The organism is Leifsonia sp. YAF41, from assembly GCF_052113185.1.
Classification (GTDB): Bacteria; Actinomycetota; Actinomycetes; order Actinomycetales; family Microbacteriaceae; genus Cryobacterium.
The window spans coordinates 1-22,459 of sequence record NZ_JBFRCS010000013.1 but is presented as its reverse complement, the minus strand read 5'-3'; the positions used below and the strand labels follow the sequence as shown (position 1 = coordinate 22,459).

General features: G+C 66.5%; 20 protein-coding genes, 2 rRNA genes and 1 pseudogene. 9 read left to right on the top strand and 14 right to left on the bottom strand.

Going from position 1 to position 22,459, the window contains the following annotated elements:
- The first annotated feature begins 87 nt into the window (after positions 1-87).
- Positions 88-549, top strand: coding sequence for a DUF3817 domain-containing protein (locus tag AB4Y63_RS14995; RefSeq protein ID WP_441791867.1), 462 nt, complete (start codon positions 88-90; stop codon positions 547-549).
- A gap of 149 nt (positions 550-698) precedes the next feature.
- Here the strand turns inward: AB4Y63_RS14995 and AB4Y63_RS14990 are convergent, their stop codons facing one another.
- Genes AB4Y63_RS14990 through AB4Y63_RS14965 form a run of 6 tightly spaced genes read right to left on the bottom strand, consistent with a single transcriptional unit; the run spans position 699 to position 7,769 of the window.
- Positions 699-1,880 (bottom strand): alcohol dehydrogenase catalytic domain-containing protein, encoded by a 1,182-nt coding sequence (locus AB4Y63_RS14990; protein ID WP_441791866.1) that lies wholly within the window; start codon positions 1,878-1,880, stop codon positions 699-701.
- 44 nt (positions 1,881-1,924) lie between these two features.
- Complete coding sequence (locus AB4Y63_RS14985) at positions 1,925-2,812, bottom strand: phosphonatase-like hydrolase (RefSeq protein WP_441791865.1); 888 nt, start codon at positions 2,810-2,812, stop codon at positions 1,925-1,927.
- Between the two features lie 10 nt (positions 2,813-2,822).
- Entirely contained in the window at positions 2,823-4,094 is a 1,272-nt protein-coding gene (locus AB4Y63_RS14980) for an FAD-dependent oxidoreductase (RefSeq protein ID WP_441791864.1), read from the bottom strand.
- Positions 4,091-5,893, bottom strand: a complete 1,803-nt coding sequence (locus tag AB4Y63_RS14975) for a PhnE/PtxC family ABC transporter permease (protein ID WP_441791863.1) — start codon at positions 5,891-5,893, stop codon at positions 4,091-4,093. Before AB4Y63_RS14975 ends, AB4Y63_RS14980 begins: the two co-directional genes overlap by 4 nt.
- Entirely contained in the window at positions 5,890-6,780 is an 891-nt protein-coding gene (phnC, locus tag AB4Y63_RS14970; RefSeq protein ID WP_441791862.1) for a phosphonate ABC transporter ATP-binding protein, read from the bottom strand. Before phnC (AB4Y63_RS14970) ends, AB4Y63_RS14975 begins: the two co-directional genes overlap by 4 nt.
- Before the next feature lie 53 nt (positions 6,781-6,833).
- Positions 6,834-7,769 carry a phosphate/phosphite/phosphonate ABC transporter substrate-binding protein gene (locus AB4Y63_RS14965; RefSeq protein ID WP_441791861.1) on the bottom strand — a complete coding sequence of 312 codons (936 nt, stop codon included), beginning with the start codon at positions 7,767-7,769 and terminating at the stop codon, positions 6,834-6,836.
- 221 nt (positions 7,770-7,990) lie between these two features.
- Here AB4Y63_RS14965 and purL point away from each other — a divergent pair, with 221 nt between their 5' ends.
- Both purL and AB4Y63_RS14955 read left to right on the top strand, forming a co-directional pair.
- Positions 7,991-10,312, top strand: coding sequence for a phosphoribosylformylglycinamidine synthase subunit PurL (purL, locus tag AB4Y63_RS14960; protein ID WP_441791860.1), 2,322 nt, complete (start codon positions 7,991-7,993; stop codon positions 10,310-10,312).
- Positions 10,313-10,701: 389 nt separating this feature from the next.
- On the top strand, positions 10,702-11,673 hold the full coding sequence (locus tag AB4Y63_RS14955) for a DUF559 domain-containing protein (RefSeq protein WP_441791859.1): 972 nt from the start codon (positions 10,702-10,704) through the stop codon (positions 11,671-11,673).
- Positions 11,674-11,818: 145 nt separating this feature from the next.
- Here the strand turns inward: AB4Y63_RS14955 and AB4Y63_RS14950 are convergent, their stop codons facing one another.
- Positions 11,819-12,490 carry an amino acid deaminase gene (locus tag AB4Y63_RS14950; protein WP_441791858.1) on the bottom strand — a complete coding sequence of 224 codons (672 nt, stop codon included), beginning with the start codon at positions 12,488-12,490 and terminating at the stop codon, positions 11,819-11,821.
- A gap of 220 nt (positions 12,491-12,710) precedes the next feature.
- Between AB4Y63_RS14950 and AB4Y63_RS14945 the strand changes: the two genes are divergently transcribed.
- From AB4Y63_RS14945 to AB4Y63_RS14920, 6 genes are all read left to right on the top strand, one after another.
- The gene (locus AB4Y63_RS14945; protein WP_441791857.1) at positions 12,711-13,508 is read left to right on the top strand and encodes an HAD family hydrolase; all 798 of its coding nucleotides are present in this window, start codon (positions 12,711-12,713) and stop codon (positions 13,506-13,508) included.
- 133 nt (positions 13,509-13,641) lie between these two features.
- Positions 13,642-14,829 (top strand): phosphate/phosphite/phosphonate ABC transporter substrate-binding protein, encoded by a 1,188-nt coding sequence (phnD, locus tag AB4Y63_RS14940; RefSeq protein WP_441791856.1) that lies wholly within the window; start codon positions 13,642-13,644, stop codon positions 14,827-14,829.
- A complete protein-coding gene (gene phnC, locus AB4Y63_RS14935; RefSeq protein ID WP_441791855.1) occupies positions 14,780-15,535 on the top strand; it encodes a phosphonate ABC transporter ATP-binding protein in 756 nt (251 codons plus the stop codon). The genes phnD and phnC (AB4Y63_RS14935) overlap by 50 nt, the downstream gene beginning before the upstream one ends.
- A complete protein-coding gene (gene phnE / locus AB4Y63_RS14930; RefSeq protein ID WP_441791854.1) occupies positions 15,532-16,326 on the top strand; it encodes a phosphonate ABC transporter, permease protein PhnE in 795 nt (264 codons plus the stop codon). Before phnC (AB4Y63_RS14935) ends, phnE (AB4Y63_RS14930) begins: the two co-directional genes overlap by 4 nt.
- Positions 16,323-17,189 carry a phosphonate ABC transporter, permease protein PhnE gene (gene phnE, locus AB4Y63_RS14925; protein WP_441791853.1) on the top strand — a complete coding sequence of 289 codons (867 nt, stop codon included), beginning with the start codon at positions 16,323-16,325 and terminating at the stop codon, positions 17,187-17,189. Before phnE (AB4Y63_RS14930) ends, phnE (AB4Y63_RS14925) begins: the two co-directional genes overlap by 4 nt.
- Positions 17,173-18,033, top strand: a complete 861-nt coding sequence (locus AB4Y63_RS14920) for a MurR/RpiR family transcriptional regulator (protein ID WP_441791852.1) — start codon at positions 17,173-17,175, stop codon at positions 18,031-18,033. Before phnE (AB4Y63_RS14925) ends, AB4Y63_RS14920 begins: the two co-directional genes overlap by 17 nt.
- Here the strand turns inward: AB4Y63_RS14920 and AB4Y63_RS14915 are convergent, their stop codons facing one another.
- The 7 genes and pseudogenes from AB4Y63_RS14915 to rrf (AB4Y63_RS14885) form a co-directional block, all read right to left on the bottom strand.
- The gene (locus tag AB4Y63_RS14915; RefSeq protein ID WP_441791851.1) at positions 18,034-18,966 is read right to left on the bottom strand and encodes an SDR family NAD(P)-dependent oxidoreductase; all 933 of its coding nucleotides are present in this window, start codon (positions 18,964-18,966) and stop codon (positions 18,034-18,036) included.
- Between the two features lie 143 nt (positions 18,967-19,109).
- Positions 19,110-19,403, bottom strand: a pseudogene (locus AB4Y63_RS14910) (chorismate mutase); the annotation flags it as partial.
- A gap of 9 nt (positions 19,404-19,412) precedes the next feature.
- Complete coding sequence (locus AB4Y63_RS14905) at positions 19,413-20,369, bottom strand: DMT family transporter (protein ID WP_441791850.1); 957 nt, start codon at positions 20,367-20,369, stop codon at positions 19,413-19,415.
- Between the two features lie 81 nt (positions 20,370-20,450).
- On the bottom strand, positions 20,451-21,107 hold the full coding sequence (locus AB4Y63_RS14900) for a GNAT family N-acetyltransferase (protein WP_441791849.1): 657 nt from the start codon (positions 21,105-21,107) through the stop codon (positions 20,451-20,453).
- Positions 21,108-21,169: 62 nt separating this feature from the next.
- Positions 21,170-21,934, bottom strand: a complete 765-nt coding sequence (locus tag AB4Y63_RS14895) for an alpha/beta fold hydrolase (protein WP_441791848.1) — start codon at positions 21,932-21,934, stop codon at positions 21,170-21,172.
- Positions 21,935-22,097: 163 nt separating this feature from the next.
- A 5S ribosomal RNA gene (gene rrf / locus AB4Y63_RS14890) occupies positions 22,098-22,214 on the bottom strand.
- 151 nt (positions 22,215-22,365) lie between these two features.
- Positions 22,366-22,459: ribosomal RNA gene (gene rrf, locus AB4Y63_RS14885) — 5S ribosomal RNA — on the bottom strand; the annotation flags it as partial.

Sequence of the window (22,459 nt, the reverse complement as noted above, 5' to 3'; positions counted from 1 at the left end):
ACTTTCGTTCGATGCGTCTCTCAGCGCCGGACTGCGAGTATTGAGAGTCCCCCTCCCCCGTCTTGCCCATTTCTGGAGTGATGCCCCGTGTCTCCACGCTTGTTCTACCGCACCGTCGCTATCGCTGAGGCGGTGACCTGGACACTGCTCATCACGGGCATGCTGCTCAAATATGTCGGCAACATGGGCGGCCTTCCGGTGCTCATTGCCGGATCGATCCACGGTTTCGTCTTCATCACCTATGCCTTGACCGCCGTGCTCGTCGGTGTCAACCAGCGTTGGAGCGTCAAGCTCATCGTCTTCGCCGTGTTCACCGCGATCGTGCCCTACGCCACGATTCCGTTCGACATCTGGCTCGACCGCAACCGCAAGCTCGAAGGCATCTGGCGCACGACGGCCACCGATCACCCGCGCGACCACACCTGGGTGTCCAAGCTGCTGCGCTGGTTTTTGAACCACCCGAAGACGCTCGTCACCCTGTTCGTCGTCGGCATCATTGTGATCATGAGCGCATTCCTGATCGTCGGCCCTCCCGGCGGCTGGAAGTAACCGATCGACTGATCTACCGATCTACCGATTAACACGAACGGCCGGGCGGCAACGCCCGGCCGTTTCTGTATGCCCTCGTTTCGGTGTGCCCGATTGCGATTCCCCCTGGTTCCGGCCCACTCCCCCGTTGTGATTGGCCGTTATTTCCGCTATTCGGCTGGATTCCCGGCCGAGTCCGGCCGCCGCGGGTCGATTCCCACCCGCACGTCTTTACCCGTCGCCGCATGAGCGAGCGCGGCATCCAAGTCGTGCAAAGCGAAGCGTTCGCCGACCAGCCCGGCAAACGGATGGCGCCGCCACGCGCCCGCCAGGTAGGCCACGGCCCGCTCGAGATCGGCGGCGGTGTAGTTGTGCACGCCCCGGATCGTGACAAGCCGGCGCACGATCGATTCCGGGTCGAGCGCAATGCTCGGGCCCGGCGAGACGCTTCCCACCAGGATGACGACGCCTCCGACGCCGACCGCGTCAATCGCCGTGCGCACCGCCGCCGGTGCGCCCGACATCTCCAGCGCGATCGATACCTCGTCGTCGCCGCCGACCAGCATCCCGCCGAGCACGGCGGCCAGCGAGCTCGGTGAGGCCGGCCTCGCGAGCGGGTCGGCCACCGCCGCCGCACCGAACGCGAGGGCGCGGCGGCGACGTTCCGGATCTGGATCGGTGACGATGACGGTCGCGCCAGCATCCGTCGCCATCGCGCACGCCGTGAGCCCCAGCAGCCCGGCGCCCGACACGAGAACGGTGGCGCCCCCCACCGGCACGAGAGCGGATGCCGCGGCAAGCGCCGCAGCAACGGTCGCCGTCGCGCAGGAGGCCGGCGCCGCGACCTCGGCCGGAAGCGCATCGTCGACGATCACGATCGGCGACCCGGCGAGCACATGGACGTGGGTGGCGAATCCGCCGCTCAGCTCCCAGCCGCGGTGTACCCGGTCATGCCCATACTTGGCGAGGGTGCGGCATTTCTGCGTCATCCCCGTACGGCACCGGTCGCAGACGCCGCAGCTGACGGTGACCGTCCAAATGATTCGGTCGCCGAGAGCCACGGGCAGCCCCGCCGCGGTGCGTGCGTTCTCGCCGAGTGCGACGACGCGGCCGATCTGCTCATGACCGAGCACCAGCGGGGTCGCCGCCCCGCGATCCCCGTGCACCGTGTGCAGGTCGGAGCCACAGACCGTGGCCAGCTCGATCTCGACGAGCACATCGCCGGGGGCCAGCGACACTCCGGGAACCGCAAGCTGATCGTGCGGCTGGCCGACCCCCGACCAGACCATCGCGTGCGGGGATGGGCGCAGGAGAACGTCGACGCTGCGGCCCGTGAGAGTTGACTGGTGCATGGTGTTCCTCGGTTTGGTGTTGGATCTTCGCTGGTTGCGACGGGTTAGCGCAGCCCCAGCAGGTCGGGCAGGTCGGCGACGCTCGTGATCACGGCATCCGCTCCCGCTTCCTCGAGCGCATCCTCGTCGTGTGCACCGCTCAGCACCCCGACCACGAGGCCGGCGCCGGCGTTGACGCCCGAGAGCATGTCGCTCGCGGTGTCGCCGATGACGACCATGGCGCCGACGTTCGTCGTTCCGGTGCGGAGCAGTGCGGTCAGCGGCATGTCCGGGAACGGGCGGCCGCGCCCGGCATCCGACGGCGCCAGAGTCACGTCGGCGATATCGTGCCAGCCGAGTGCGTCGAGCAGGGCGTCGAGGGTGACCCTGGAGAATCCGGTCGTCAGCGCCACCTTGACGCCGCCTTCGCGCAGTTCCCGCATCACCTCAGCGGCGCCGGGAATGGCTTCGACCCCGACGGATGCGACCAGCTCGGAATACGCGAGCTCAAACGCTTCGTTGGCGCGCACCGCGGCATCCTCGTCGCCGGTCAATGCGCGAAACACCTCGATCTTCGACTGCCCCATCGTCTCGCGCACATAGTCGATCGCTTCTTCTCGCTGTTCGGGGCTCGACGTGATGCCGGTGCGATCCGCTGCGAGCACGAATGCCCGTTCGACCAATCCATCGTCGCGCACGGTGGTGCCGGCCATGTCGAAGACGACGAGTTCGACCTCAACCGTGACTCCGCCTTCTTCGTCGGCTTCGTCGTCGATGCTGGCCTCAAACGCCTCGAGCACGAGCGCTTCGATGTCGACAGCGTCAACCTCGAGAGCGCCGGTACGCGCAACTCCGCTGTCTCGCTTGGCCTTCTCGGGGTGCGCGACCGAGTTGGTCGCGTCGGCCTCGCCGGCCTGGTCGGTTGCGGGAACGATTCCGTCAAACGTGCTCATCATGTGCCTTTCAGAGTGTGGATCGGGGTGAAGAAAGCGTGGAGTCAAGCGCGCGGGCGCTCACCTGCTCGGCGAGGCCGAGGCCGCAGGTCATGCCGATGCCGGTGGTCGCGGCGACGAGGTGCACGCCCGGCTCGGGTTGCTCGATCAGAAATTCACTGGGTGCCGACGCGTACACGCCCTGCCAGCGTTCGAGCACCCGCGGACGCCCCACACCGAACAGCTCGGCGGCGAGACGCAGCAGCTCATCGAACGCGTGCTCGCTCTGGAAGGGCGTAATCGCGTCGCCCCGGTAGTGGGTATCCCCCACGATCAGCGAGCCGTCGGGCAGCTGCGTGTACATCTGGTTGAGGTCGAGGGCGGCCAGCTCGGGATATTCCCGGTCGAGTCGTTCCCGCAGCACGGCGGCCGCCGGGGTGGCGTTGAAAGCTCCGTAACGCACCAGCGACCAGCCGGTCAGCAGGGGTGCGGCGAGCGGCATTCTCAGATCGGCGACGACGCGGAGCATGTCGAGGCCGCACCGACGGATGCCGTGATCGGCGGCGATCTCGGGATACAGCTGGTCGATGTCGTGGTTGACCGCCACGAAGACGGTTCCGGCGGTGATCGTGCCGCGCGTCGTCTCGACCCGGCCCGAACTCACGGCGGTGACCGCCGTGCGATAGCGAAATTCGACGCCCCGGCGCGCGAGGTAGGCCGCCAGCGCGCCGGCGGCCTGGCGCGGATCAGCCTGCAGGTCGTACGGCAGAAAGGCTCCGCCGACCGCGCTGCCGGGTGCGACGGGCATGCGCGCTTCGGTTTCGGCCGCGGTGAGGAGTTCGACCTCCGCCCGGTTGCCTGGCACGGCGGAGCCGGGCACGGGCACGGCGGAGCCGGGCAACTCTGGGCCGGGCAATTCTGGGCCGGGCAATTCTGGGCCGAGCGTTCCGGTGCGTGCGGCCGCGCTGCGCGCCTCCGCCAAGCCGCTCAAGACGTGCATCTCGTCGTCGTGCCGGGCGATCACGAACGTGCCCGATTCGCGCAGCCAGATGCCGGCATCCGTCGCTACGCTCAGCCAGATCTCGCGTGAGGCGAGCGCGAACTCACGCGCCTGGCCGGCCTGCGGGGTGAAGCAGAGGTGGCCGAAATTGCGTACCGAAGCTCCGGTGATCTCGGCCGAGCGGTCGATCACGACGACGCGGAGCCCGCGGCGCACCGCGGCGAGCGCGTGGCCGAGGCCGACGATTCCCGAGCCGACGACGGCCACATCGAACTGCGATGAATTCACCGCGGTCCCGCTCATCGGAACACCCGGCGCATCCACATTGCAAGCCCTTCGACAACCAGAACGGTGACCAGAATCATCAGCACGATAGCCGTGACGAGGTCGTATTTCGACCCCTGCCCGGCGTTCAGCAAGTAGTAACCGACGCCGCCACCGCCGACGATTCCGAGAATCGTCGCCGCGCGAATGTTGGTGTCGAGCATGTAGAAGCCGTGCCCGATCAATGCTTTCATGCCCTGCGGCAGGGTGGCAGCGGCGTAGACCTGACTGCGGCTTGCCCCGGTCGCTCGCAGCGCCCGCTCCGGCCCCGGCTTCACCTCTTCGAAGGAGTCGGCGATGAGCTTGCCGAGCAGGCCCACCCCGCCGAAGGCGAGCGCGATGGTGCCGGCCTGGGTGCCGAGCCCGGTCACGACGATGAGCACGATGGCGAGGATGATCTCCGGGATGCCTCGGATGATCACCAGCAGCAGCCGCATCGACGCGTGCACCGCGCCGTTCGGGGCCACGTTGCGGGCCGCCAACGAGCCGATCAGCAGCGAGAAGACGAGGGTGAGCAGTGTTGCGGCCAGGGCGATCGCGATGGTCTGGCCCATTGCGGCGAACAGGGTGGCTGCCCCGTAATTGCCGAAGCTCGGCGGCCAGAATGACGCGGCGATCTGCGGGATGTAGCCCCAGACCGTCAGCAGGTCGCCCCACTGGATGTTGCAGATCAGCACCCCGCCGATCACCACGGCGAGTGCGATCCAACCCCAGGCCGTGTTGCGGATGCGTGCAGCATCCCATGGGCGGTGAAGGGCAGCGGTGAGGGCGTCCGGACCCTGGGGCGCGGGCGCGTGGGTCGTTGTCTGGGTGCGCAGCTGAACTGTGTCGGCAGACGACGATCCGGAATGGGCCCGCGTGGCCGAACCCGCGGTCGCCTGCCGACGCCGGGATGCCGCGCGCAGCATCCGGTCGCCGAGCCCGCGCCCGGTCGGTGCTATGCCGAGCATGGCGGTGCGCAGCACACTGGAGATGATCTCCATCAGCACGCACAGGCCGAAGATGACCAGAGCGATGCCGAGGCCGAGCGAGTAGTTCAGCGATTTGAAGGCGTGTGACATTTCCATGCCGAGGCCGACCACCCCGACATAGCCGAGGATGACCGAGCCGCGCAGGTTGATGTCGTTGCGGTGCAGCACCGTCGCCACCCACGACGGCAGCACCTGCGGCAGCACGCCGGAGAAGAATTCTTGGAACCGGGTGCCGCCGGCCGCGCGGATCGCCAGACGGGGGCCCTCGTCGATCTGCTCGATCGCGTCGGCGAACATCTTCGAGATCATGCCGATCGAGTGGATGCCGATGGCCAGGATGCCGGGCAGCGAACCGAGCGAGAACATCAGCACGAAGACCATCGCGAACACGACGTCCGGAACGGCGCGGGTGAGCACCCCGAAGAAGCGGCCCGCCACTCGCCAGACCGGGCCGGGCGTGGTGTTCGAGGCCGAGATCCAGGCGATCGGAACCGACACGGCCGCGGCGAGCAGGGTGCCGGTGAGCACAAGGCCGACGGTCAAGGCGGTGAGGTAGAGCAGTTCGGCGGGTTCGGGAAAGCTGATCGTTCCGACGCGGGCGAAGAAGCGGCTGGCGTTGGCGGCGCTCTCCAGCATCTTCGGAATCGAGATGTCGATGCCGGCCAGTGAGACGGCGGAGGCGACGAGCAGCGCGACGATGGTCAGCCCTGCGGCGATGCGCTCGGGCGATACCCGGCGGCGCGGCATTCGGGCCAGCAGCCCGGTCGGGTCCGATGCGCCGAAGCGCGCGGGGGCCAGCGCGGTCATCGGATCGACAGCTCACTCGGGGTGCGGCCGCCGGTCAGATCAGCGGCGAGTTCGCCGGCGAGTTCGCCGGCCGGTTCGGTCAGGTCGTCGGTGATGCCGAGCTCGGTCTGAATCGCTTCGAGCTCGGTGGTCGTGGTGGCGACGCGGCCGTAGATCTCCATCACTTCGCTCTTCGACAGCCCCTGGGTCGGCGTATCGAGCACGACCTGCCCGTGTCGGAGGCCCACGATACGGTCGCCCCATGAAAGCGCGAGATCCACCTGGTGCAGGCTGCAGACAACGGTGAGGTTTTGGTCGGTAGCGATCTCACGGATGAGCGCCATCACCTGGTCGCTCGACTCGGGGTCGAGCGAGGCGACGGGTTCGTCGGCCAGCAGAATCTTGGGGTCTTGCATAAGTGCGCGGGCGATGGCCACCCGCTGTTGCTGACCGCCGGAGAGGGTGTCAGCGCGTTGGTAGGCGCGAGCAAGCAGGCCGACCCGGTCGAGATGGCCGAGCGCCGTGAGCTTCTGTGCGCGCGGGTAGCTCCACAGTCCGAGCCGTGGTCCGCGCAGGGTGCCGAGCGCACCGGTCAGCACATTTTCGAGCACGGTCAGCGAGCCGACCAGCTCGAACTGCTGAAAGACGAAGCCGACCTGACCGCGCAGGGCGCGGAGGCGTCGCCCGGACAGCGACGACACCTCCTCGCCGAGCACGGTGACGGTTCCGCTGGTCGGAACCTCGAGTCCGTCGAGGTGCCGGAGCAGGGTCGACTTGCCCGATCCCGACAATCCGAGCAGCACCACGATCTCGCCGGGATTCACCTGGAGCGATACCCCGTCAAGTGCAACGGTGTGGCCAAAGGTCTTCGTGACGTCGGCCACGGCGATGATCGGGGTGCTGTTCATGGTGAGTCTCAATTCGGGTGGAGTCGATTCAGCGGGTCAGTGCGAGAAGGGGGTTAGCCCTGGCACTGGGTGGCGTTGGTCTTCTCGCAGATGTCGCGGATGGTGTCGTAGTAGGCGTCGTCGACCGGCTGGGTCTCGAAGAAGACGCTGCGGAAGGCATCCGAGTCGGCGCTGTCGATGCCGGCAGCGATGATCTGGTCGATGCTGACCTGCGCGAGGATCTCGGTCAGCTGTGCCTTCAAGTCGGCGGGAAGGGTGTCAGAAACGACAACCGGTGCACCGGGAACCATCGTCTGGTCGATGACGGTCACCTTGTCGCTCTTGGCGACCTCGCTGTCCTCGGCGAATCCGGCGTCGCACTCCTTGCCTTCGCCGACCTTCTGAACGCTGACGTCGTGCTTGCCGGCGAAGACGGGGGTGACATCCTTCTCGGGGTCAACGCCCGCCTGCAGCAGGTTGTAGCTCGGGAACAGGTAGCCGGAGGTCGACGACGGGTCAACGAAGCAGACCTTCTTGCCCTTCATGTCGGCGATGGTCTTGATGTCGCTGCCGACCGGCACGATGGCCTGCGAGAAGTAGCCGGGCTCCTGGCCCTCTTCGGTGACGATCGACGAGACCGGCGTGATCTTCGCGCCGTTGTTCTTGGCGGTGACGTAGGTGAAGCCCGAGAAGGAGGCGACGTCGATCTTGCCGGCGATCGACGCTTCGATCAGCGCGGCGTAGTCGGTGGACTCGTGGTACTCGACGGTCTTGCCGGTCTTCTTGGCGATGTAGTCCATCAGCGGCTGGTAGTTGGTCTCGGTGTCGACCGAGTCGGGGACGACTCCGAAGACGAGGGTGTTCTCGTCGACGGCGAAACTGACGGTGCTGGCATCGTCAGTTGCTCCATCCGCCCCACCGGTCGTCGGAGTCGCGGAACAGGCGCTGAGACCGGCGGCGAGCAGAGTCACCGCACCGGCGGCGATCAGGGTCTTGATGCTGAGTTTCATGAAGGGCCTTTCGAGCTACGAGGGCGAGAAAACGAATGCTGTGTTCGTGTCCCCACGCTAAGCAGGCGCGCCTAACGCCGCCCCACGAAAGGGTTACAGGCAGGTGAATCCCAGACGACGCGACTCATTTCCCACCGTGAACCGCCCCTCCAAAGCAGGCAAGCCAGCCGGGTACACTTGAACGCGTCAGGCACCCGATTTCTCTGAGGAGTTCGCCACTCGTGACCGTTGTTTCCAATCCCTCCGTCCGTGGTGTCCCTGACACCGTCACCAACGCCATCGCCACGCCGGAGAAAGAGCAGCCGTACGACGCGCTCGGCCTCAAGCCCGATGAGTACGCCACCATTCGCGAGATCCTCGGCCGCCGCCCCACGTCGGGCGAGCTGGCCATGTACTCGGTGATGTGGAGCGAGCACTGCTCCTACAAGAGCTCGAAGATGTACCTGCGCCAGTTCGGCGAGAAGGTCTCCCCCGCCATGAAGAAGAACCTCATGGTCGGCATGGGCGAGAACGCCGGCGTCATCGATGTCGGTGAGGGCTGGGCCGTCACCTTCAAGATCGAAAGCCACAACCACCCCTCTTACATTGAGCCGTTCCAGGGCGCCGCAACCGGCGTCGGCGGAATCGTGCGCGACATCATCTCGATGGGCGCCCGCCCGGTCGCCGTAATGGATGCCCTCCGCTTCGGCGCCATCGACGACCCCGACACCGCCCGCGTCGTGCACGGCGTCGTCGCCGGCATCTCCGCCTACGGCAACTGCCTCGGCCTGCCGAACATCGGTGGCGAGACAGTCTTCGACTCCGTCTACCAGGCCAACCCGCTCGTCAACGCGCTCTCGGTCGGCGTGCTCCGCCACGAAGACCTGCACCTCGCCAACGCCACAGGCCCCGGCAACAAGGTCGTTCTCTTCGGTGCCCGCACCGGCGGCGACGGCATCGGCGGCGCATCCATTCTGGCTTCTGACACCTTCAGCGAGGGCGGCCCGACCAAGCGTCCGGCCGTTCAGGTCGGCGACCCGTTCGCCGAGAAGGTGCTCATCGAGTGCTGCCTTGAGCTGTACCGCGAGAAGCTCGTCGAGGGCATCCAGGACCTCGGTGCCGCCGGCATCTCCTGCGCCACGAGCGAGCTGGCCTCCAACGGCGACGGTGGCATGTTCATCGAGCTCGAGAAGGTGCTGCTGCGCGACCCCAACCTCACCGCAGAAGAGATTCTGATGTCGGAGAGCCAGGAACGCATGATGGCCATCGTCGAGCCGTCGAAGCTCGAGGGTTTCCTCGCCGTCACGAGCAAGTGGGATGTCGAAACCAGCGTGCTCGGCGAGGTCACCGACTCCGGTCGCCTGATCATCAACTGGCACGGCGAAGAGATCGTCAACGTCGACCCGCGCACCGTCGCCGTCGACGGCCCGGTCTACGAGCGTCCCGTTGCCTACCCGGCCTGGCTCGACGCGCTGCAGGCTGACACGGCATCCGTTTTGCCGCGTGCCCTCGACGCCGAGACCCTCCGCACACAGTTCCTCGACCTGCTCGGCTCGCCGAACCTGGCCGACCCGAGCTGGATCACCAACCAGTACGACAAGTACGTGCTCGGCAACACGGCGCTGTCGTTCCCCGACGACGGCGGCATGATCCGCATCGACGAGGAGTCAGGTCTCGGCTTCGCCGTGGCCACCGACGCCAACGGCCGCTACTGCCAGCTCGACCCGTACCAGGGCGCCCAGCTGGCCCTGGCCGAGGCCTACCGCAACGTGGCCACCACTGGCGCGGTGCCGGTCGGCATCAGCGACTGCCTGAACTTCGGCTCTCCCGAGAACCCCGAGGTCATGTGGCAGTTCGTGCAGACCGTTGAGGGCCTCTCCGACGGATGTCTCGAGCTGGAGATCCCGGTCACCGGCGGCAACGTGTCGTTCTACAACCAGACCGGCGATGTGCCGATCCACCCGACGCCGGTCATCGCCGTGCTCGGCGTGATCGACGACGTCGCCCGCCGCGTTCCGAGTGGCTGGCAGGACGACGGACACAACATCTACCTGCTCGGCACCACCTCTGTTGAACTCGATGGTTCGGCCTGGGCCGGCGTCGTGCACGACCACCTCGGTGGCCGTCCGCCGGCTGTCGACCTCGGCCGTGAGGCTGACCTCGCCGGTCTGCTGCACGCCGCATCGCAGGGTTCGCTCGTCGACAGCGCTCACGACCTCAGCGAGGGCGGGCTCGCTCAGGCCCTGGCCGAAGCCGTGCTGCGTTTCGGTGTCGGCGCCCGCGTCTGGATCGGTGACATCTGCGAGCGCGACGGGATCGACGCATCCGTCGCCCTCTTCTCGGAATCGACCGGTCGCGTGATCGTCTCGGTTCCGCGCGAAGACGACGTGAAGTTCCTCGGACTCTGCGAAGGCCGCAACTACCCGGTGCTGCGCATCGGCGTGACGGATGCCACGGCGCCCGGCATCGAGATTCAGGACCAGTTCACGGTCTCGCTCGACGAGCTGCAGGCCCGTCACCGCGGCACGTTGCCGGCGCACTTCGGGCCGGTCGTCGGGGGCTAACGCCTCCGCGTGCACACTCGCGCAACTCGCTGAAGGCGGGCTCGGCCTCGGCCGGGCTCGCCTTCGCGCTTTCTCGCGCGTGCGCCCAAGTCGTCGCCTCCCCTTCCGTGGCGCCGACAGTTTGAGCGCAGCCGTGACGACGGTCGCGATTGATATCCCCCGGAAATCCGCGCGTGCGCCCAAATCGTCGCCTCCCCCGTCGGCCAGGCAACGATTCAAGCGCACGCGTGACGACGGTCCCGATCGGGCAGCCCGCGAGCGACCGCGCGTGCGCCCAATACGTCGCTTGCCTCGCCTGCCAGGCGACAGTTTGAGCGCACAGGCGTCCCTGGACGGGAAGGGTGTGGATAACGCGAGCGGGAGCGCTGGGCACCTGTCACCATCGTGCGATGAGCAAGCCGACAAAGCTCCCCCTCGAGCTCCACGGTGTTCCTTTCGATGTGGCACTCGCTCAGATGCAGGGTGTCAGCGCCGAACGATTGCGTCGACGCGATCTCCGGAGTCCCTTCCACGGCATCCGCGCACCCGCCATCCGATCCGTTGCCGATGCCCCCGGCGAAAGCAGGTCGCCCCGGTGGCTCCGTCTGCGCGACGAATCCCGGCAACGCGCTCGCGAGTACGCGGTGCGGATGCCGACCGGCCAGTTCTTCAGTCATGTCACTGCCGCGCTCCTCCACGGACTACCGCTGCCGCTCCGCCTCCTCGAGCAGACCGACGTGGACGTGGCCACGATTCTGCGAACTCGTCGCAGGAAAGGGCGTGGCGTGCGAGGGCATTTGATACCCGTCGAACACGCGCACGTGATCCTCGTCGATCAACTCCCCGTCTCATCCRCCATCGATGTCTGGACTCAGCTGTCGGCCGTGCTCGCCCTCGATGAACTGGTGATGTTGGGCGATGCGCTCGTTCGTCGGCACAAGCCGCTGGCCACCATGGAGGAACTCGCAGCGGCAGTCGTGCGTCACACGGGCCACCCTGGAGCCCGTCGGCTTCGAGAGGCGCTCACGTTGGTGCGCCCTCGCACCGATTCGGCTCGAGAGACTCAGACTCGACTGCTCATTGTGCGGGCCGGACTTCCCGAACCGGAGGTGAATCCGGCCCTGACGAACCGATTCGGCGAGTTTCTGGCTTATGGCGATCTGGTCTATCGGCAGTACAAAATTCTGATCGAATACGACGGCGGGCACCATCGCGACGATGAGGTGCAATTCCACCGCGACATCGATCGACTCGATGCACTCATGGCGGAGGGATGGCGTGTGATCAAGGTGAACAAGACGCACCTCGGGAGCGCCTCACACGCAACCGCCGAGCGAATTCGCCGCGCCCTCCTGGACGCCGGGTGGCGTCCCGGCGAGTGACACGGACCCGCCTCCGCGTTTCGAAGCGACTAATCGCCGCCCCGATACTCGCGCGTGCGCTCAAACCGTCGCGCGCCTCGCCAGGAAGCCGACAGTTTGAGCGCACGCGCCAGCTTCGTCGGCATCGGTCGCAGGTGTGGGCCGGCTAGGCGCGGCTGAGCGGCGAGCGCGGCGGCAGCGCGTCGGGTGCCGGCAGCGGCAGTGCCGCGTTGTAGCGCATCCGCGGCTGATCCTGCTCGAGAGCAGCGAGTGACTCCGGCGAAACGGATGCCAGCGGGAACGTCGTGATCGCCCGCATCCGTTCACCGTCGTGCACGCCATAGAGAAGTGCCGCGGGAACAGGGTGCGCCGCGTCGAACACACGATGCACGACGACCGTCCGGAATGACGGCCCGCGCCCGGTGGCCACCCGGTCGTCGAAGACCAGGATGTCGCCACTTTCCGGGGCCGGATTCTCCAGATGCGGCATCACCGCGTCGGTCACGCGTTGCAGCACGGTCTCTCCGGCGGCGGCCGCATCCGCCAGCAGGAACGCCTGCGCAGGCAGGCCGAAGGCGCGCGCCAAGTGGCCGCCTTCCCACCGCTCACGCTTGAGCCCGTACGGCGTTTCAACCCTCGACAGCAGATAGCCGTAAACGTGAATCAGACCCGCGTTGCCGATCGGCCAGCGAGCGCCCACGCCCGCGGCGGCATGCAGCCGATCGAACTCCGCACGCTCGATGACCGGCACGCCGATGTTCTCGTCGACGACCGTCGACCAGCCCCACGCCGCGAACCGTCCGGCCCGCGCATCCTGCACAATCTGCTCGAACATCACCTGACCATGTTAGGCAGCCGACGGCCGACTCCGCAGTCGCCGGTCGCGCGGGAGACGCCCGGTCGACCCGCCATTCCTCTGGCATCGAAGCGCCAGTGGCGCATCCCGTTCACGGAATTGTTCACCCGCCCGTAACCAAATGATAGTGATTTCGTCCATAGAGCGTGTCTACGGTGGACGTTGCGTCCACGAGCTGCGTGGCCACACCGAAAGGATGAGCGTGACACTTCGCGATCGAGTACTGGTTTTCGACTTTGATGGGACGGTATCCCTCGGGCTCGGACCGGTTCGTTCGTATGCACGGTACATCGCGCAAGGACTGCCCATTGACGAGGCATACGCCTTCCTCGCCGCCGTCGATGGCGGCTTGGCCCGGCCCTCTGGCATCCTCGTCGCTGAGGCGCGGGCGGATTTCTCTGGCACCGCCCAGACCGCCGACGGCGCCCCGCCGATCGACGGGTACGACCTCGTTCGGCTCCTGTCGCTGCAGTTTCCCGTCACGGCGGCCGATCGCGACGCCGCCTATATGAAGAGCCGGTTCGAGCTGGCCACGGATGCGGCGCCCGTCATCACCCCCCTCGGCCTGGCGGATTTTCTTGCTGAGGCCCGCGAGCATGCGCACCTGGTGCTCGCGACCAATGCCCCGGACATCCGCCTCAACGAGGCGCTGGACGCCCTCGGGCTGGCCGGCGCCTTCGACGCCATCCATCCCTCGGTCGGCAAACCGGGCGGGCTCGACGCGATCCTCGATACCTGGCTCGACCGGGTCGGGGCGGGCCCGTCCACCGCCGGCGAGCGCCGCGTGTCACCCGCTCACGCGCTGCTCAGCATTGGCGACGTCTGGGTGAACGACCTGGCGCCCGCCCACCGTCGCGGCGCGAGCACGGCGCTGGTCGGCGGCAGTCCCGCCCCCGACGCGACGCCGACATTTCAGGCCGAGCAGCTCCCGGAGCTGTACCCCGCGCTTCGCGCCTGGCTCACCGCTCCGGCCGTCGTTCCCGCCGCCGCAGCACTCTAACCCCCAACTTCACTCCCGCACGAACCGCATAACCCGCACGACCCTCACTACCCGCTCCACGCATCACCCGCACCACCCGCATCACCTGCTCCGCCACTTCCACCTGTTCCTCACCCCAAACAAAGGTAGACACGTGTTCACCAAGAAAGCCCTCTCACTCGTCGCGCTGGCGTCGTTCGCCGTGGTCACCCTGGCCGGCTGTTCGGCAGCGACCACCGACTCGCCGGCGACGCCCGAAGCCGCCGCCGACCCCACCTCGCTGACCCTCGCCCTCGTTCCGTCGCAAGACCAGGCCGGGCTTGTCGACACCGCGGCCCCGCTCACCGACATGCTGACCGAGGCACTCGGTATTCCCGTCACCGGTGTCGTGTCGAAGGACTACCAGGCCGCCGTCGAAGCCATGGGCGCCGGCCAGGCCCAGATCGGCTTCCTGCCGTCGCTGCAGCTGTGGCAGGCCAGCGACCGCTACGGCGCATCCGTCGTTCTGCAGACCGAGCGCAACGGAAACATCACCTACCCCGCTCAGTTCATGACCAACAACCCCGACAAGTACTGCGATGACACCCCCGTCGAACGTGACGGCAAGCTCTACTGCAACGGTGCGGATGCCCTCGCGGGCCCGGCCGGCCTCGACTCGATCACGAAGATCGCCGGCGCGAAGGTTGCTGTACTCGGCCCGGGCTCGCCCGCCGGCTACATCTACCCGATGCTCGCCCTGAAGAATGCCGGGCTCGACACCGACTCCGACATCCAGCAGATCCCCGTCACCGCCAACGACGCCTCGGTTCTCGCCGTCTACAACGGCGACGCCGAGGTCGGCTTCAGCTTCTGGGATGCCCGCGACATCGTGATGAAGGACACCCCGGATGTCGGCCAGAAGGTCGTCGTCTTCGCACTCAGCACCGAAATCCCGAATGACGGCGTCGCCGTGACGAAGGACCTCTCGCCCGCTGCAGAAGAAGATCACCAATGCTCTCGCCGACTACTCCGCCACCGAGGAGGGCTCGAAGGTGCTCACCTCGATCTACTCGATCACCAAGCTCGCACCGGCCGACCCCGACTCGCTGAGCGTTGTCGCGGATGCCGCCACGAAGCTGGGCCTGCAGTAATCCATGACTCAGCAACACACCACTGCGGCGACCGGGGCACACGCCCCGGCCGCCGCGCCGGCGGATTCAGCACGCGCATCAGCACACGCCTCACCCGCCTCGCCTCGCGCCTCAGTGCCGTCGTCACCAGCGTCAGACGGAGCCGCACCCTGGTCGATCCGGATGCGGGACGTCACCGTGCGCTACCCCAACGGCGTCATCGCGCTCAATAAGGTCTCGCTCGACATCAACGCAGGAGAGATGGTGTCAGTGGTCGGGCTCTCCGGTTCCGGCAAGAGCAGCCTGATTCGTACGATCAACGGCCTCGTTCCGATCACCTCGGGCTCGCTCGAGGTCGGCGGACACCAGCTTCAGTCCGCGCGCGGCCGGGAACTGCGCCAGTTGCGCGGCGAGATCGGCATGATCTTTCAAAGCTTCAACCTGGCGAGGCGCACGAGCGTGCTCAATAATGTGCTGGTCGGCCGCCTCGCTCACACGTCGACCTGGCGCACCCTGCTCGGGCTGTACACGGCAGCCGACAAACAGATCGCCTACGAGGCGCTCAACCGGGTTGAGATCCTGGCGAAGGCCTACGACCGGGCATCCTCACTCTCCGGCGGGCAACAGCAGCGCGTGGCGATTGCACGGGCGCTGTCCCAGCAACCGAAGCTTGTACTGGCCGACGAACCGGTCGCCAGTCTCGACCCGCCCACCGCTCACGGCGTGATGCGCGACCTGCGGCAGATCAACCAGGAGCTCGGCATCACGGTGTTGACCAACCTGCACTTGCTCGACCTGGCCAGGCAGTACGGCACGCGTCTGATCGGCCTGCGCGCGGGCGAAGTCGTCTATGACGGACCGGCGGCCACCGCGAGCGACGCGGTCTTCGAAGAGATTTACGGTCGCTCCATCCAGAACGAGGATGTGCTCGGCGCGTGAGCACGCTCGAACTGCCTCCGAAGCCACGCGGACGCTGGAAGCCGTGGCTCGCGCTTGCCGTCGTTCTCGTCATCACGACAATCACGCTCAGCCCGCAATGGGGCATCGCCTTCAGTTTTGACGCCATCGTGCGCAACTGGCAAAACGGTGCAGGCAAGATTGTCGAGCTGTTGCAGCCCGACTGGTCCTTCTTCCCCCGCACCATTCCGCCACTCGTCGAGACGCTGCAGATGGCGGTCATCGCCACGTTCATCGGTGCGGTCATCTCGCTGCCGCTCAGCCTCTGGGCCGCCCGGCTGACAAACCCGAACCGGTGGACCCGGGGTGCGCTGCGCACGCTCCTGAACGCCGTGCGCTCCATCCCTGACCTGCTCTATGCATCCATTTTGGTGGCCATGGTCGGTGTCGGAGCGCTGCCCGGAATCATCGCCCTCGTGTTGTTCAACGTCGGCATCATCGTGAAAATGGTGTCCGAGGCGATCGAGGCGAACGATGCCGGGCCGCTGGAGGCCGGTCGCGCGGCCGGCGGCACCCAGCTGCAGATCAATCGCGCCATTGCGCTGACGGATGCGATGCCCGCGTTCATCAATCAGACCCTGTACGTGCTCGAACTCAACGTGCGCGCCTCGACGGTGCTCGGTCTCGTCGGCGCCGGCGGCCTCGGCTTGCTCATCGATGCCGTACGCACCTTCTACCGCTACGACCAGCTCTCGCTGATCATCCTGGAGATCCTCATCGTGGTTCTTGTCATCGACGCTGTCAGCGACGCCATCCGGCGGAGGCTCGTATGAGTCTCCTCACCCCCACGCGCCCTGCGGCGCCTCAGCCCACCCCGGAGTTGCACCACGCGCTGACCCTGCCGGCCAAACCGGCGCGCTGGGGGCGGCTGGCCGCGACCGTGATCGTCACCCTGATCGTCGTTGTCGCGTTCTGGTCGATCGACATCAATTGGAGCAGACTGTCGAGCTTGCCGGCCGATGTCGTGCGCTATCTCTGGCTGATGTTCTCCAACCCCAACTGGGACAAGCTCGGCGAAGCCCTGTACCAAACCTGGCGTTCCGTCGAAATGGCCTGGGTGGGCACCGTCATCGGTCTGGTGATCTCCCTGCCGCTCAGCTTCCTCTCCGCCCGTGGTTTCGCCCCGGCGCCGACCCGATGGATCCTGCGGGTGCTCTTCGCCGTCATCCGCGCGGTCCCCGAGATCATCATCGCCATCATCATCCTCTCGGTCACCGGGCTGACACCGCTCACCGGCGCGCTCGCGCTGGCGGTGAACAGCATCGGCACGCTGGGCAAGTGGGGCTACGAATCAATCGAAGGGGCCGACCCCGGGCCGATCGAAGCCGTGCGGGCAGCAGGCGGATCGACCTCGCAAGTCATTCGCTGGGGTGTCTGGCCGTCGGTCACCCCCGAATTCATCTCGTTCTGGCTCTACCGCTTCGAGATCAACGTGCGGTCATCGGCCGTTCTCGGATTGATCGGTGTCGGCGGCATCGGCGACATGCTCACCTCGTACACTCAGTATCGAGAATGGTCGACGGTCGGCGTTCTGCTCCTCGTCGTCGTGGTCGTGACCATGGCGCTCGACGCGGTGTCGGGCGCGATTCGCCGACGCATCACCGAAGGGGCAAAAATTCGTGAGCTGGACCGGTAACCCCGACGCCTCCGTGACGACTCGCATCGCCACGGTGTTGAACTCGCTGAACCCGAGCGAACGCCGAGTCGTCGAGCTCATCGTCGACGATGCGGAGGGCGTGCTCGAGCTCACCGCGCAGGAGTTGGCCGATCGCGCCAGTGTTGCCCGCTCGACAGTCATCCGCACCTGCCAGAGCCTGGGTTATCGCGGCTACCCGCAGCTGCGGGTCGCGCTGACGCGGCAGCTCGCCCAGTTCAGTGGTCGGACCGAAGACTATGGTGAATCGGCGCTCGGCCGCATCCGCTCGGACATCGACACCCTCGCCGCATCGCTTCCCCAGATTGCCAGCGCGCTCACCGAAACCGCCGTTGAGCAGGCCGTCGTCACGCTGACCGGCGCGACCCGGCTCTTGGCGCTGGCCAATGGATTGTCGTCGCCGCTCGCCTCCGACCTCGCGATGCGTCTCACCGCAATCGGTCGTCCGACCGAGTTCGTCGCTGATTCGATCGGCCAACAGATCGCTGCGCGCCAGCTCGGTGCCACGGATGCCGCTCTCATCATCAGCGGCAGCGGCGCCAACGAGTCCAGCTTGAAAGCCGCTCGCTCGGTGCAGCAGACGGGTGCAGCGCTGATCGTGGTGACCTCGTTCGCGGCGTCGCCACTCGTCAGTCTGGCTGATGTGGCGCTCGTCGTCGCTCCGGCGCACGGTTCGTTCCGGCACGAGCTGGAACACACCTCGCGTGTTCCGCACGTCATCCTGCTGGAGTCGCTCGTCGAAGTGGTCGCGGTTCGTCTCGGTGAACGCGCGCGCACCACTCGGTCGTCGGTGCTTGAGATTCTGAGCGACAACCTGAGCGAGTAGCTAGACCGGGTATGCGACGCCCGCGAAATCTTCCGCACGCGCGAACAATCGGGCGGCAACCTCCCTGTCACGCGAGGTGCGCGTGGGCTGTTGCAGACTCGGTTGCCCCTTCGTCGTGAAGCGCGGCCCGTAGTACTGGCCGCCGACCGCGGTCGGGTCGAGCACCGCACGCACAATGGGCCACGCGCCGCGATCCTTCCCCTGGGTGATCGGTGCCTGCAGGTTGTCAACGAATCGTTTCGCACGGCCGGGCTCGTTGACCCCACGGATGCCGGGCGTGCGTCCCGAGATCGAGTAGCCGGGGTGCGCGACCAACGCTTGCACGCCCGCTGCCCCGCCCTGACCGGCGGCGCGAACCCTGCGGTCGAGCTCGAACCCGAAGACCTGCATGGCAATCTTCGACTGCGCATACGCCGTCCACGGATTGTAGCGATCGAATAGCTGCAGGTCGTCGAGCGAAGAGTCCATCAGCCGGCTGATCATGGAGCCGAGCGCGATCACTCGGCTGCCGGGCGTCTCCACCAGACGCGGCAGCAGCGCCGCGGTGAGTGCGAAGTGGCCGAGAAAATTGGTGGCGAAGACGAGTTCGTTGCCGTCGACGCTGACCTCGCGGTGGCGCGGAGGATGCACGATTCCCGCGTTCAGAATCAAACCGTCGATCCGCGGCAACTCCTGCAGCGCTTCCGCGGCTGAACGCACCGAGGCAAGATCTGACACATCGATCGACAGGGTCGACACGGCGGCGCCGGGCACCCGCCGGCGGATGGCAGCGACGGCGGCATCCGCCCGCACCGGATTGCGGCAGGCCAGCACGACCTGGGCGCCGGTTCGTGCGAGCTGTTCGGACGTGAAATAGCCGAGCCCTGCATTGGCGCCGGTCACAACGAAGGTCTGACCCGATGCGGAGGGAAGCGCGGTCGGGTTCCAGGTCACGAGGTCGGTCGTGACGGCGACGGATGCGGCACCGGGTGCACGCCTGGGTGCGGGGTCGGGTGCGGGGTCGCATCCGTTGCCGGAGCGGGTCGCGCGCTGGTGGTGGTGACGTTGCCGGTGCTGGCGTTGCCGGTGGCCGCGCCACCCGCGATTTCCTCGTGGTGCTGAATCACTTCGGCGACGACGAAGTTGAACCATTTCTCGGCAAAGGCGGGATCGAGGTGTGCCCCCTCGGCCAGGGTGCGCAGGCGTTGCGTCTGCCGACGTTCGCGATCGGGATCCGTCGGAGGAAGCCCATGAGCTGCTTTCAGTCGGCCAACTTGTTGAGTGAACTTGAACCGCTCGGCAAGCAGGTGAATCAGAGCTGCATCGATATTGTCAATGCTCTGCCTGATGCTTGTCAGTTGTTCCAACGCTTCATGCTCGTCCTGTGCCATTCCTCGACCCTAGCGCGCCCTGGCGAGGTCGGGCGCCGTGCCTCGCGCAGCAAATCCCAGTCGTTTCTGGGTGAGCAGGATGCCGACCAGTACGAGACCCGCGCCGAGCGGTTCATGCCAGGAGAATCGTTCGGAGAGCACAAGCACCCCGAGCACCACTCCGACCACTGGTGTGACATAGGTAACCGTCGATGCGTTGGTCGGACCCCAGGCGCGCAGCACGTTGATGTTCCAGATGTAGGCGATTCCGGTACCGAGCGCCCCGAGCGCCAGCAGACCGAGCACGATCGGCCAGGTGAGGCTGACTGGGCTGAGGGCCAACACCGGAGTGAGAAGGAGCATGATCGCGCCGGCCAGGCCGATGTTCAGAAAGGCGAAGGTAGAACCGGCGATCGGGCGGCCGCTCAAATACTTACGGGTGTACCCAAAGGTGATTCCATACGAGACCGCAGCCCCGAGACAGGCGAGCTGGCCCCAGAAGTCACCGGTGAGTGAGGAGTACTGCCAGGGCGCGATGATCACGAACACTCCCACGATGCCCACGAAGACGCCGATGATTTGGCTGCGGCCGAGTTTTTCAACCCGAAAGGCGAGAGTCGCGAGCACCGCCGTCGTGATCGGGGTCACCGCGTTGTAGATGCTGGCGAGGCTCGATGACACGTATTGCTCGGCCCACGCGAAGAGCAGGTGCGGAATGACGCATCCGGTGATTGCGATCAGCACGAAGTGCAGCCAGACGACCGGCTCTCTGGGGAGCACCGGCCCGCCATTCACTCGAGGCCGGGTGGCGAGCACGATCAGCCCCAGCGTCAGCCCGCCGAGGATCAGCCGGGACCAGGCGATCTGGCCGAACGAGACACCCTCGAGCGCAACCTTCATGAAAAGAAAACTGGAACCCCAGATGAGCCCCATGCCGAGAAACTGAAGGGTGATGGTGCTCGTGCGTCGCACTGGAATCTCACTCATCATCCGACAGTATCGTGGCTCACTAGGCCCGTGTTTCGAGCGGCGGCCATCTGTCTGGAATGTGCCGAAGAATGGCTCGAATCAGGGCAGCGAGTGCGCCAACTCCCGGGTGCGGTAGGCGACCGGCTGTCCGTCGAACCGGTCAAGCCGGGCGAGCAAGCCGGCGCGTACCCGCGGCCAGTCGTCGCCGACGACCGAGTGGATGGCGCTGTCCCGCCAGCTTCCGTCTGGTCGTTGCCGGTTGCGTCGCAGTACGCCCTCGAAAGTCGCACCGATGCCGACGATCGCCGCGCGGGAACGCTCGTTCACCGCATCCGCCTGGATCATGACGCGACCGAATCCGTGGTCGAACGCCAGACTGAGCAGCATCAGTTTGGCCTCCGCATTCACCGCAGTTCCCCAGACCCGCGGGTCATAGGCACTCCAGCCGAGCTGGGCCGATTCGTTATACAGATCAAGGTCGCCGAGCCCCGTCGCACCGACCACTTCGCCATCGTGTGCGCCTCCAGTCACGCGAACCGCGAACGGGAGTCCCGCCCACTGGTAGTAGCGTCCCGCCCACGCAATAAAGGCCTCCCGATCCACGTGGAGTCCGGCGGGGCCGCCACCGAACCCGCCGGCGAAGACGGCTGGCTGCGCAATCGCACGATGCAGCTCGGGCAGCAATTCCGGGGTCAGCGGTTCGAGCGAGATGAATTGACCCACCAATGTGGTGGGCTCGGGGCGGAGGGCGTTCATACCAAAAATTCTCGCAGCACGAGGTGTCCTGTCGTTTACCGACAGGTGTCATTTACACCGTTTCAGACGAAGAAATCTCGCAGCACGGGCGCGAGCGTCTCGTCTGACACTCCGTGCGCTTGTCCCTCGACAACGCTCGCGCGCGCATCTGGGGCCGTCTCCGCAATCAGCCGGGCAGCGTTCGAGGCCCAGTCGGCGCTCTCGCCGCCGAACAGGGCGAGAATCGGCTCCCGGATGCCCGCGGTCCAGTTCAGGTCGACGGCGCCCAGATCACTCAGCGTCAAGTCAGAGGGAAGAGTGTGAGCAATGGCCAACATGTCCGGCCAGAATGGCGCGTTCCTGATCTGCTCGGCGGCCTCCCGCGGCGCGCCGGTGTTGACGATGAAGCGTAACGCCGCCTCTTCGCGGTCACCGGCCGCCAGCAGCTCGCGCACCTCCTCGGTAAAGGCCCCGGGAGATTCCTGCCCCGGAAAGAACGGTGGTTCGTACACGGCGATCTTCCTCATCGGCACGCCCTGCGCCGCAGCCCCGAGGGCCAGCGCGGCGCCGGAGGAGTGACCGTACACGAAGGCTGACCCTCCTGCTTCGGCGATGATTGCGGCCAGGTCCTCATATTCACGCTCCACCGCGTAGCTGGGTGCGTCACCGCTGTCCCCGCGCCCACGTCGGTCGTACTCGAAGATCGTGTAGTGAGGCGCCAAGACGTAGGACAGTGTTTTCGTCGTGAGACGGGTACAGAATGCCCCGACAACCATCACGATTGCCGGGCCGTTCCCCGTGCGGTCGAACGCGATGCGGGTTCCATCTGTCGACGTGACGTGGTCCATCGGGATGCCTCCTCCGGCCGGCTGCTGCAGCCGCCTCAGGCTCACCCTACGCAGTGAGCCACCCCACCGGAAGAGAAGAAACGGATGCCCGGAGCACCAGCTCTGCACACCCACCGGTTAAAGCAAGAAAGCCGCCCCGAGGGGCGGCTTTCTCACAATGTTAGTCCGGCGGTGTCCTACTCTCCCACAGGGTCCCCCCTGCAGTACCATCGGCGCTGAGTGTCTTAGCTTCCGGGTTCGGAATGTGACCGGGCGTTTCCCACTCGCTATGGCCACCGAAACAGCACATAGTTGATATGTCATAAGCCTACACGGCTTCAGCCGGGCCTCTGACCGCGGCCGCTTACCGCCGGCGATTCCCGTTTTCGGGCCGGGTCGTTAACGCAAGAAAGCCACCCCGTGGGGTGGCTTTCTTGGTGTTGCTAAGTTAAGTCCGGCGGTGTCCTACTCTCCCACAGGGTCCCCCCTGCAGTACCATCGGCGCTGAGAGTCTTAGCTTCCGGGTTCGGAAGAATGTGACCGGGC